The sequence below is a fragment of the Methylobacterium sp. WL69 genome (assembly GCF_008039485.1).
Taxonomy (GTDB): domain Bacteria; phylum Pseudomonadota; class Alphaproteobacteria; order Rhizobiales; family Beijerinckiaceae; genus Methylobacterium.
Genome location: NZ_VRUZ01000118.1, coordinates 1 through 11059 on the forward strand (window position 1 = coordinate 1; position 11059 = coordinate 11059).

General features: G+C 73.1%; 11 protein-coding genes and 2 pseudogenes. 4 read left to right on the plus strand and 9 right to left on the minus strand.

Annotated elements, in window-relative coordinates; translation table 11 throughout:
* Together FV218_RS20305 and FV218_RS20310 are read right to left on the minus strand one after the other, a co-directional pair.
* A pseudogene (locus FV218_RS20305) lies at positions 1-228 on the minus strand (ABC transporter permease); the annotation flags it as partial.
* Positions 229-293: 65 nt separating this feature from the next.
* Complete coding sequence (locus FV218_RS20310; protein ID WP_147711324.1) at positions 294-1244, minus strand: glycine betaine ABC transporter substrate-binding protein; 951 nt, start codon at positions 1242-1244, stop codon at positions 294-296.
* 311 nt (positions 1245-1555) lie between these two features.
* Here FV218_RS20310 and FV218_RS20315 point away from each other — a divergent pair, with 311 nt between their 5' ends.
* Positions 1556-1945: a response regulator gene (locus FV218_RS20315; RefSeq protein ID WP_056095721.1), complete on the plus strand. Its 390-nt coding sequence runs from the start codon at positions 1556-1558 to the stop codon at positions 1943-1945.
* A gap of 3 nt (positions 1946-1948) precedes the next feature.
* Here the strand turns inward: FV218_RS20315 and FV218_RS20320 are convergent, their stop codons facing one another.
* Positions 1949-2344: a YraN family protein gene (locus FV218_RS20320; RefSeq protein WP_147711325.1), complete on the minus strand. Its 396-nt coding sequence runs from the start codon at positions 2342-2344 to the stop codon at positions 1949-1951.
* The gene (rsmI, locus tag FV218_RS20325; RefSeq protein WP_147711326.1) at positions 2331-3296 is read right to left on the minus strand and encodes a 16S rRNA (cytidine(1402)-2'-O)-methyltransferase; all 966 of its coding nucleotides are present in this window, start codon (positions 3294-3296) and stop codon (positions 2331-2333) included. Before rsmI ends, FV218_RS20320 begins: the two co-directional genes overlap by 14 nt.
* Before the next feature lie 116 nt (positions 3297-3412).
* On the opposite strand from rsmI, the gene FV218_RS20330 reads away from it, so the two are divergent.
* Positions 3413-4657 (plus strand): penicillin-binding protein activator, encoded by a 1245-nt coding sequence (locus FV218_RS20330; protein ID WP_147711327.1) that lies wholly within the window; start codon positions 3413-3415, stop codon positions 4655-4657.
* A 1-nt stretch (position 4658) separates the two neighbouring features.
* Here FV218_RS20330 and hemW read toward each other — a convergent pair whose 3' ends face one another.
* Positions 4659-5837, minus strand: a complete 1179-nt coding sequence (gene hemW, locus FV218_RS20335; RefSeq protein WP_147711328.1) for a radical SAM family heme chaperone HemW — start codon at positions 5835-5837, stop codon at positions 4659-4661.
* Positions 5838-6121: 284 nt separating this feature from the next.
* Between hemW and FV218_RS20340 the strand changes: the two genes are divergently transcribed.
* Positions 6122-7255 (plus strand): tlde1 domain-containing protein, encoded by a 1134-nt coding sequence (locus tag FV218_RS20340; protein ID WP_147711329.1) that lies wholly within the window; start codon positions 6122-6124, stop codon positions 7253-7255.
* A 13-nt stretch (positions 7256-7268) separates the two neighbouring features.
* On the opposite strand, the gene rdgB is transcribed toward FV218_RS20340, so the two are convergent.
* The 3 genes and pseudogenes from rdgB to FV218_RS20355 form a co-directional block, all read right to left on the minus strand.
* Entirely contained in the window at positions 7269-7904 is a 636-nt protein-coding gene (rdgB, locus tag FV218_RS20345) for an RdgB/HAM1 family non-canonical purine NTP pyrophosphatase (RefSeq protein WP_147711330.1), read from the minus strand.
* 59 nt (positions 7905-7963) lie between these two features.
* Positions 7964-8674 (minus strand): annotated as a pseudogene (gene rph / locus FV218_RS20350) (ribonuclease PH); the annotation flags it as partial.
* A gap of 112 nt (positions 8675-8786) precedes the next feature.
* Entirely contained in the window at positions 8787-9104 is a 318-nt protein-coding gene (locus FV218_RS20355; protein WP_056095740.1) for a hypothetical protein, read from the minus strand.
* Between the two features lie 267 nt (positions 9105-9371).
* Here FV218_RS20355 and hrcA point away from each other — a divergent pair, with 267 nt between their 5' ends.
* Positions 9372-10430, plus strand: coding sequence for a heat-inducible transcriptional repressor HrcA (gene hrcA / locus FV218_RS20360; protein ID WP_187273119.1), 1059 nt, complete (start codon positions 9372-9374; stop codon positions 10428-10430).
* A 58-nt stretch (positions 10431-10488) separates the two neighbouring features.
* Here hrcA and FV218_RS23310 read toward each other — a convergent pair.
* Positions 10489-11059 (minus strand): DUF1236 domain-containing protein (locus FV218_RS23310; protein WP_246685206.1); only part of this gene is annotated, 571 nt, incomplete at its 5' end.

An 11059-nucleotide genomic window follows, 5' to 3' on the forward strand; every position in this document is an offset into this window, starting at 1 on the left:
CGCCAGGGCGGCGGCTCCGGCCCGTCGGCCCGGGGAAACGGCGAGGAGGCCGGCGGCGAGGGCGGAGAGCGCGAGGATCGCCGGCAGGACCGGGCCGAGGGCGGACCCGCCGCTCACCGGCACGCCGGGCACGAGGCGGTTGGCGGCCAGGGTCAGCACGGGCCCGTGGATCAGGGCCGCGGCGAGGGCCGCCAGCCAGGCGAGGGCCGTCAACCAGGCGAAACTCACGGCCGCCGTCGGGCCTCGCCCTCCCGTATCGGTCCGCATGCCTTCGCCCTCCGCCGCCGGGGCCGTCACAGGAGCCCGCGCTCGGTCAGGTAGGCGCGGGCGACGGTCCCGGCCACGGCGCCCTCCACGGTGATGCGGGCGTTGAGGGCTCGCAGGGTCGCGGCGTCGAGGCCGGCGAAGATGCGGGCCAGCGCCGGCCGGATCTCGGGATGGCGCGTCAGAACCTCGGCCCGAATCACCGGCGCGACCTCGTAGACGATCTGCGCGCCCTTCGGGTCGGCCATCACCACGAGGTCGAGGGCGTCGAGGGCCCCGTCGGTGCCGTAGACCATGCCGGCGTTGACGCCGCTGATGCCCTGCGCCGCCGCCCGCGCCGTCACCGCCGTGTCGCCGCCCGGCAGGCTGATGATCCGGTCGAGGGGCAGCCGGAAGCCGTAGGCCGCCTCGAAGGACGGCAGGGCGGCGGGGCTCTCGACGAACTCCGTCGAGGCGGCGAGGCGGATCAGCCCCCGCCCGACGGCCCCGGCGAAATCCGCCATGGTGGCGAGGTGTTCGCGGCGCGCCAGGGCGCCGTTGACGGCGATGAGCCAGGTGTTGTTGGCCGGCGCCCGATCGAGCCAGACCAGGCCGCGCACCGCGTCCGCGCGCGCGATGGCGTGGAACGCGCCGTCCGATGTCTTCCAGGTCGGGTCCGTGACCGTATCGGTGAAGAAGGCGCCGTTGCCGGTGTATTCGGGGTAGAGATCGACGGCGCCCGACAGGAGCGCGTCGCGCACGATGAGGGTCGGCCCGAGGCCGAGCTTGCGCACCACCCCGAGCCCCAGGGCCTCCAGGGCCAGAGCGATCATCGCCCCCGTCAGGGCGCCCTCCGTATCGCTCTTCGAGGCGACCACCAGGGGCACGGCCGCCGAGGCCGGCCGGGGACCGGCGAGGCAGGATGCGGCGAGGCCGCCGAGGATGCCGCGCCGGGTTCGGGACGGGATTCGCACTGCGGGTCGCCCTGCGGATTCGCGCATCAGTTTTCCCACGGGCCGCGACGCGTGCGCTTGCGGACCGCCGCCCGCGGCACGGGAGACGCAAATGTATCACTTCGTAACATCAACGCCCCGTCGGTGGCATCCGGAGGCAGCGAAGCGCTTGACACGCTCGACGGAACGGGCGACGGCTCGCTCAGTCCCGGAACGGTTCCAGCCGTTCCGATATCTCGGCAAGGTTGTCGTGCGCACGGCCAAGGGTGGTCTCCACCTGCACCGAGGTCGATCTCAAGACTCGCCTTTGTAAACGGCGTTCCCGAACCCGGAACGGATCGAAGGGAAGAAGCCCCGGCGTGAGTGCTCAAGTGAACGAAGACCTTCTGAATGGGGCTCGCGTGCTTGTCGTCGAGGACGAGGCGGCGATCTCGATGCTTCTCGAAGACATGCTGCTCGATTTCGGTTGCACGGTGGTCGGGCCCGCAGCCCGCCTCTCGACTGCCCTCGAGATGGCGCAGGCCGAGAATTTCGAGGTGGCCATCCTCGACGTCAACGTCGCGGGCGAGCCGATCTATCCGGTGGCCGAGGCCATCGTGAAGCGCAACCTGCCCATCGTGTTCTCCACGGGGTACGGCGGCGCCGGCATCCGCGAGCCGTTCCGCGATCGCCCGGTGGTGCAGAAGCCGTTCAGCCAGGCCGATCTCAAGCGCACGCTGCTGGCCGCCGTCGCCGCCGCGCGGGCCTGACCCTCACCGCCCGTCCAGGGGAAACGCGTCGGCCACGTGGGCCGGCCAGCGCCCCGGGACGACCAGCACCGCATCCGCCCGCAGGGTGAGCCCGGCGCAGGCCGGATGGGCCGTGATCCAGGCCCGGACCGCCCGCGAGAACCGGGCGCGCTTGCGCCCGTCGATGGCCGCAAGGGCCGTCGCCAGGGTGGCCCGCGCCTTCACCTCGACGAAGGCGACCGTGCGCCCGCGCCGCATCACCAGGTCGATCTCGCCGCCGGCCGCGCCATAGCGCCGGGCCAGGGGCCAGTACCCCTTCAGCATCAGCGCCACGAGCGCCCGCGTCTCGCCCGACAGGCCGCGCCCGTGGGTGGCGTGCCGCCGGGCGGCGTCCTTCGGGGGACGCTCAGGCGCCGTCATCGGTCCGCCGGGCAAGCGCCAGGGCGCGGGCATAGACCACCCGGCGCGGCTGGCCGGTTTCATCGGCCACCAGGGCGGCGGCGTCCTTGATGGAGTGCCGGGCGAGCGCCGCGTTCAGGGCCGCGTCGAGGCCCGCATCGGTCTCGGCCGCGTCGGGCTCGTCGGACCCGGTGCCGATGATCACCACGATCTCGCCCCTCGGCGCCCCCTCCTCCGCGAAGGTCTCGGCGAGCCGGCCCAGGGTGCCGCGCCGGATGGTCTCGTAGAGCTTGGTCAATTCGCGGGCCACCGCCGCCGGGCGATTGGCGCCCAGGACCTCGGCCGCATCGACGAGCATCTCGGGCAGGCGGTGGGGCGATTCGAACAGCACCAGGGTGCCGGGGACCTGGGCCAGCGCTTCCAGGCGGTTGCGTCGCGCGCCCGCCTTCTGCGGCAGGAAGCCCTCGAAGAAGAACCGGTCGGTGGGCAGGCCGGCGGCGACGATGGCGGTCATCACCGCCGAGGGGCCGGGGATCGGCGTGATCCGGATGCCGGCCTCGATGGCCGCCTGGACGAGCTTGAAGCCGGGGTCCGACACCAGGGGCGTGCCGGCATCCGAGACCAGGGCCAGGGCCTCGCCCGCCTGCATCCGGGCGATCATCCGCTCGCGCACGGCGGCGTTGGAATGCTCGTGATAGGCGACCAGGGGCGTGGTGATCCCGTAATGCATCAGCAAGGTGCGGGTGACGCGGGTGTCCTCGGCCAGCACCGTGTCGGCCGCCGCCAGGGTGGCCAGGGTCCGGAACGACACGTCCTTGAGGTTGCCGATGGGGGTCGCCACCACGTGCAGGCCCGGATCGAGGGGCTCGGCCTCCGCCGCCAGACCGAAGGCCGTGAAGGTGGAGACGGGCTTGAGGCCCGCCACGGGGGCGTCCCGGCGCGGTCGGCCGGGCTTGTCGCTGCGCTGTGTCATGGGGCGACCATGCCATGCCGGCCCCCCGGTGCGGAATGTCCGCGTCCACCGGCACGCACATTTACTTTTCCGGGCCACACTCCCAACCTGGACTTTCGGCGACAGGGGGGCTCGCGATGGCGCGCGCGACGGGGCGACTCACGGGGCTGGTCGGCATGGGCGCCGTCGCCCTGACCCTGGCCGGCTGCATCGGCGGCCCGGATGGCGGTCCGCGCTCGGGCCGCCGGGCGCCGCCCGTGGTGGCCGAGGCGCCTCCGGCCGACGGCCTGCCGCCGGGCGAGACCGGCGTTCCGGGACCGGCCTCTCCCGGCACCCGGATCGGCACCGGTTCGGTCAAGGTCGCCCTGGTGGTGCCGCTGACCGGCCCGGGCGCGATGGTGGGGGCGGCGCTCCGCAACGCCGCCGAGCTCGCCATGGAGGATTTCCAGAAGCCCGACCTCCAGATCCTGGTGAAGGACGACCGCGGCACGCCAGACGGCGCCCGCGAGGCGGCGCAGGCGGCCCTGGCCGATGGGGCCGAACTGGTGCTGGGGCCGCTCTTCGCCGCCAACGTCCAGGCGGCCGTCGGACCGACGCGGGCGGCGGGCAAGGCCGTCATCGCCTTCTCCACCGACGCGGCGGTGGCGGCGCGCGGCGTCTACCTCCTCAGCTTCCTGCCCCAGGCCGAGGTCGACCGCATCGTCGACGAGGCCGTGGCCAAGGGTCGGCGCTCCTTCGCCGCCCTGATCCCGGAGAACAGCTACGGCAACGCCGTCGAGGCGCAGTTCCGCGAGGCGGTGGCGCGAAAGGGCGCCCGCCTCGTCGGCATCGAGCGCTACGCAGCCGGCAATCCCGGCCCGGCGGTGGGGCGGCTCTCCGGCCTGATCGCCGGGGGCGGCGCCCAGGCCGATGCCCTGTTCCTGCCCGATACGCCCGACGGCTTGGCCGCCCTCGATCCGGTGCTCGCCAAGGCCGGGTTCTCGCCGACCCGGGTCCGGCCGCTGGGCACCGCCGTGTGGAACGATCCCCGTGCCTTCGCCCTGCCCTCCCTCCAGGGCGGCTGGTTCGCGGCCCCCGACGCGGCGGGTTTTTCGAACTTCTCCCAGCGCTATCAGGCGCGCTTCGGTGCGGTGCCGCCGCGCGTGGCGACGCTCGCCTACGACGCCGTGTCGCTCACGGCGGCGCTCAGCCGGCAGTTCGGTTCGCAGCGCTTCGCCGACGCCACGCTCACCAACCCGTCGGGCTTCTCCGGCGTCGACGGCACCTTCCGGTTCCGCCCCGACGGCCCGAGCGACCGGACCCTCGCCGTCTACGAGGTCCGCAGCGGCGCCCCGGCCGTGGTCAGCCCTGCCCCCCGCGTGCTCGGGCCTTCGGGCACTTAGGTCACGCGGCGAGCGCCGCCACGACGGAATTGAGCACCGGCGCCCCGCGCGGGGTCGCGGCGATGCGGCCGTCGGTGCGTCGGGCGAGGAGGCCGTCGGCGACGAGGCCGTCGATGCGGGCGGCGTCGAGGGCGCGGCCCTTGAGCGCCGCGTAGCGGGCCGGGTCGATGCCCTCGGCGAGGCGCAGGCCCATCATCAGGAATTCGTCGCCCTGGTCGGCCGCCGACAGGATCTCCGTCTCGACGATGCCGTGGCCGTCGCGCTCGACCTGCGCGAGCCACGCCTCCGGCGCCCGCTCGGTGACGGTGCCGAGGCGCCCGTCCGGCGCCACGAGGCGGCCATGGGCGCCGGGGCCGATGCCCGCATACTCGCCGTAGCGCCAGTACAGCAGGTTGTGGCGCGACTGCGCGCCGGGGCGGGCGTGGTTGGAGATCTCGTAGGAGGACAATCCGGCCCGGTCGCAGACCTCCTGGGTCACGTCGTAGAGGGCGCGGGCATGGTCGTCGTCCGGCGGCACGAGCCGGCCGGCGGCGGCGAGGCCGAAGAACGGCGTGCCGGGCTCGATGGTGAGCTGGTAGAGCGACAGGTGCTCGGCCGCCCGGGCGATGGCCTCCCCGAGTTCGGCGCGCCAGGCCGCGACGCCCTGGTCCGGCCGGGCGTAGATGAGGTCGAACGAGTACCGCTCGAAATGGGTGGCCGCCACCGCCACCGCCGCCATGGCTTCCCGCGCCGTGTGCATCCGCCCGAGGGCCTTGAGGGAGGCGTCGTCCATGGCCTGGACGCCGAGGGACACCCGGTTGACCCCCGCCGCCCGGTAGCCGCGAAACCGCTCGGCCTCGACGCTGGTCGGATTGGCCTCGAGGGTGATCTCGACGTCGGGCGCCGTGGCCCAGGCGCCCGCGATGGCGTCGAGCAGTCCCGCCACGGTGGCGGGGCGCATGAGGGAGGGCGTGCCGCCGCCGAGGAACACGCTGGAGACCGTGCGGCCCGGTGTCCGCGCGGCCATGTGGGCGATCTCGGACCGGAAGGCGGCGAGGTAGCGGCCCTCGTCCACGGGCGCGTGGCGCACGTGGCTGTTGAAGTCGCAATACGGGCACTTCGCGGCGCAGAAGGGCCAATGGACGTAGACCCCGAAGCCCGCGTCGCGGGTCGGATGGTCCGGGCCTGTCGGTTCGGTCATGGCCGCGATGTGCGCGCGCGCGGGGCGTTTGGCAATCCCGGCCGCGCCGTCGCCGTGGCGTCCGCCTGTGTCGAACTGAGCCATCGCGGGCTCTTTTTCTGTGCGAAGACGATGATGCGCTTCAGGCAAGATTAACCAAGTCCATGCTTACTCACAGACACTTACGGTAAATCGTTCCCTCCACGGTGATCCCCGATCCGTCGTCAGGCCCGCGCGGTGCGTCCGCGCGGACAGGGCTCGGGCAGGGCTGCCCGAACGGGACCTGCGTAACGAGTCGAGTCCCCATGACCTATGTCGCGCTCCGCTCGCGCCGCTCCCCTCGGCAGGAAAGCCGCCGCCGTCGCAACCGCGTGCTGCTGGCCGCCTCGGTGGGGGCCCTCGGCCTCGTCGGCGCCGGGCTGACGGGCTGGGGCGAGACCACCCCGCCGCCCGTGAGCGTCGCGGTCGCACCCGAGGCGGCGCCGGTGCGCGGGCTTCCGGCCGATTACGCCTGGATTCTCGATCCCACGCCCGCCCTCGGCAGCGCCCTCGCCTCCGTGCCCCTGGCATCGGGCTTCCAGCGGGCCGACGCGGCGCCTGCCGTGGAGTCCCGGATCGCCGCCGCCGAACCACCGCCCGCGACCGTCATGCCGGCGGCTCAAACCGCCGCAGTCGCCCGGATCGCCGCGGCGCAGCCGCGCCCGCAGCAACTCGCCGCCGCTCTTCCGCGCGCGGAGCAGGTCGCCGTCTCGATCCCCTTGCCCATCCCCCTGCCGGTGCCGCGCCCAGCCGAGTTCCGGCGCGCGCCCGTCGCCGTCACCGCGCGGCTCACCCGGCGTCCGGCCCTGCCCTCGACCCAGAGCGTGTTCCGGGCGGCGGGGGTCGAGGAACCGTCCCTGTTCGACCGCATCTTCGGCGACGCCCCGGCCCCCACGGCCTACGCGTCCGTGGACGGCGCCTCGGAGGCGATCCCGTCGCGCCAGCGCCTCGTTCCCGCCCCGACCCTGGGTGCCGGCATTGCGGTCTACGACATCACCGCCGGGCGGGTGACCCTGCCCAACGGCGAGGTGCTGGAGGCGCATTCGGGCCTCGGGCCGAGCCAGGACAATCCGCGCAACGTCCACCTCACCATGCGGGGCGCGACGCCGCCCGGCACCTACGACCTGCGCGAGCGCGAGGCCCTGTTCCACGGGGTGCGGGCGATCCGCCTCAACCCCGTGGGCGGCCCCGGCGCGATCCACGGCCGCGTCGGCCTCCTCGCCCACACCTACATGCTGGGACCGAGCGGCGCCTCCAACGGCTGCGTGGTGTTTCGCGATTACAACCGCTTCCTGCAGGCGTATCTCCGCGGCGAGGTCCAGCGCCTCGTGGTGGTGGCCGGCAACGGCCAGGACGGACCGCCCTCGGGCGGGCGCCGCTACGGCCTGGCGAGCCGGTAGGGAGGCCGCCGCCTCAGCCCGGCCGCCGCAGGCAGGCCTGGGCCAGGAGCACGAAGGCGCGGGCCCGGTGCGAGAGGGCGTCGCCCGTGGCCCAGTCGACGCCGTGTTTTTCTTCCGAAGAGATCTCCCCGAAGGTGCGGTCGTGGCCGTTGGGCAGGAACAGCGGGTCGTAGCCGAAGCCGCTGGTGCCGCGCGGCGGCACGATCTGGCCGAACACCCGGCCCTCGAAGGTCTCGGTGTGGCCGTCGGGCCAGGCGATGACGAGGGCGGAGACGAAGTGCGCCCGGCGGGTGGTGTCGCCGCGCTTCTCCATCTCGGCCGCGACCCGGGCCATGGCCCCGCCGAAATCCTTGGATGCCCCGGCCCAGCGCGCCGAGAACAGGCCGGGCGCGCCGTCGAGGGCGTTCACGCACAGGCCCGAATCGTCGGCGAAGGCCGGCAGGCCCGAGGCGGCGGCGGCCGCGTTCGCCTTGAGGGCGGCGTTCTCCGAGAACATCGTGCCGGTCTCGTCGGGCTCGGGCAGGCCGAGTTCTCCGGCCGAGACCGCTTCGACCCCGAACGGGCCGAGCAATTCCCGCATCTCCACGAGCTTGCCGGCATTGTGGGTCGCGATGACGACCCGGCCCGAGAGGATGCGGTGCTGGCTCATGCGGAGGCCTTCTTGTCGGTGACTCGCTTGTCGGTGACTCGCTTGTCGACGGGCTCGCGCGCGATGGTCTCCTTCTGCAGGGCGACGAGGCGCTCGGTACCGCCCTTGGCGAGACGCAGGAGGGCGAGGAGCTCCTCCTCCGAGAACGGCTTGCCCTCGGCCGTGCCCTGGACCTCGACGAGGCCGCCGGAGCCGGTGATCACGAAGTTGGCGTCGGTCTCGGCGCCCGAATCCTCGGCGTAGTCGAGGTCGAGCACAGGCACGCCCTTGACGATGCCGCAGGACACCGCCGCCACGTGCTCGCGCAGGGGATCGACGGAGATGATCGAGCGGGCGCGCATCCAGGAGAAGCAATCGTGCAGGGCCACCCAGGCCCCCGTGATGGCGGCCGTGCGGGTGCCGCCATCGGCCTGGATCACGTCGCAATCGACGGTGATCTGGCGCTCGCCCATGGCCGGCAGGTTGGTGACGGCCCGCAGGGATCGGCCGATGAGGCGCTGGATCTCCTGGGTCCGGCCCGAGGGCTTGCCGGAATTCACCTCCCGCCGCGTGCGCTCATGGGTGGCGCGGGGCAGCATGGAGTACTCTGCCGTGATCCAGCCCTTGCCGGAGCCGCGCAGCCAGGGCGGGCCCCGTTCCTCCAGGGAGGCCGTGCACAGCACCCTAGTCTCGCCGAAGGTGACGAGGCAGGAGCCTTCGGCGTAGCGGGCGACGGCGCGCTCGAGGGTGACGGTGCGCAATTCGTCGTTGGCGCGCTTCGAGGGCCGCATCGCCGCTCTCCCGGTTGAGTGTCAGGACGCGGCTCTTAGGCGCCGGGGCTGTGTCCGGCAACGCCCCCAACGGAAAAGGGGCGCCCCATGGGGCGCCCCTCGCGAAAACGTCTTAGTAGAAGTGGCGGCGGCCGTAGCCGTGGTGATGGCCGCGGTGATGACCGAAGTGACGGCCGTAATGGCGACCCCGGTGGTGGCCGAAATGATGGCCGAAGTGGCGGCGGTGGCCGAAATGACGGTGGTGATGATGGTGGCGGCGCCCATAGCCGTACTGGACCTGCGTGAGGCCGGCGGCCGGGCCGGCGACCTCGGTGGAGACCATGGCGGGGGCCGCCTGGGCGCCCTGGGGGGCGGCGACGAACAGGGCGCCGATCATCGCCAGCACGATGGCCAGCGACCGGAGGGGGCCGGAACGGGAGGTGTTTCGCATGTGTATCTCCTGACGTGGCACCGCCGCGCCGGCCTCGGGCAAGGCCGGACGGGTGAGCGGTATGGAACGCACCATGCGCCGGGACGGCTTCATCGGGCAGCGATTTTTATTTTCGCGGGTCCCGCCGCGTCCGCGGATTAAACCCGGCCCGTCCGCCGGGGCCGCGTCCCGACGGCGCCTTGTGGAAAGGCCCCCGGCCGGACACAATCGGGGCCCAGGGAAACCATCGTGACCGAGCCCGCCCGCCCCTTCTCCTCGCCCCAGCAGATGCAGGTTCTCGCCGCGCTCAATGAGCGCGCCCGCGAGATCTTCCGGCAGATCGTGGAAAGCTACCTCACCACCGGCGAGCCGATGGGATCGCGCAACCTCGCGCGCATCCTGCCCATGGCCCTGTCGCCGGCCTCCATCCGCAACGTCATGGCGGACCTGGAGCATTCCGGGCTCATCTACGCGCCGCACGCTTCCGCCGGCCGGCTGCCGACGGAGCAGGGCCTGCGCTTCTTCGTCGACGCCATGCTCGAACTCGGCGATGTCGGCCGGGACGAGCAGGCGCGGATCGAGGCGCAGATGCGGGCGGCGGCCTCCGGCCACACCTTCGAGAGCGCGCTCGCCGAGGCCTCGACCCTGCTGTCGGGCATCTCGCGCGGGGCCGGCGTGGTGCTGACCACGAAGACCAACGTGCACCTCAAGCACATCGAATTCGTGCGCCTCGACCCCGCCCGGGCCCTGGTGGTCCTCGTCTCCGACGACGGCTCGGTGGAGAACCGCCTCCTCGACCTGCCGCCCGGCCTGCCGGCGAGCGCCCTGCAGGAGGCCTCGAACTACCTCAACGCCCGACTCCAGGGCCGCACCCTCGGCACCCTGCGGGCCGAGATCGAATCCGGCCGCCAGGCGATGAAGCGGGAGCTCGACGTCATCACCGAGCGCCTCGTCGATGCCGGGCTCGCCGTTTCCGTGGGACCGTCCGACGCCCGCCAGCTCATCGTGCGCGGCCAGGCCAACCTCCTCGACGACCTGCGCGCCGTCGAGGACCTGGAGCGCATCCGCCTGCTGTTCAACGACCTCGAGACCCAGAAGGACGTCATCGAGCTCCTGTCCCGGGCCGAGGGCGGCGAGGGCGTGCGCATCTTCATCGGCTCGGAGAACAAGCTGTTTTCGCTCTCCGGCTCCTCGATGATCGCCGCACCGTTTCGCGACGGGGCACAGAAGATCGTCGGGGTGGTGGGGGTGATCGGGCCGACCCGGCTCAACTATGCGCGGATCGTGCCCATGGTGGACTACACCGCCCGGGTGGTCTCGGGTCTGCTCGACCGCAGCAAGCGCTAGAACGAAGGAAGGGCGCCGCCTCGCGGCCGCGCCCTCCTCGCTCGCTCGACGGTGCGGTTCAGCCCCGGATCACGTCCACGATCTCGTAGGTGTCGGGATCGACGATGACGATGTCGTCGTCGACGAGCACGTAGCGGTAATCCTCGTATTCCGGCGCGATGCGGACGATGTCCGGCGGCAGGTCGTAGAGGGTGTAGCTGCGGGCGATGGCCGTGCCGACGCTGAGCGCGAAGGCGCCGGCGGCGAGACGCGGGATGCCGCGGCGGATCACGCTCTGGCGGAACTCCGTGCGCTGAGGCGCGCCGAGGCGGCCATAGGCGCCCCGGACCGCGCCCCGATCGCCGCGCCCGCCCCGCTCACCCCGTGCACCGCGATCGCCCCTGTCGTCGCGATCCGCCCGTCCGTCCCGGCTTCCGCGCCCGTCGCGGTCACCGCGATCGGCCTTGCCATCCCGGTCGCCCTTGTTGTCCCGGTCGGCCTTGCCATCCCGATCCGCTTTTCCGTCGCGGTCTGCCTTGCCGTCCCGGTCGCCCCGGCCGGCCTTGCCGTCGCGGTCGGTCGGACCGTCCCGGTCCGCCCGGCCCTCGCCCTGCCCGGCGCGGCCCTCGGCGCCCGGACCGGCCCGGCCC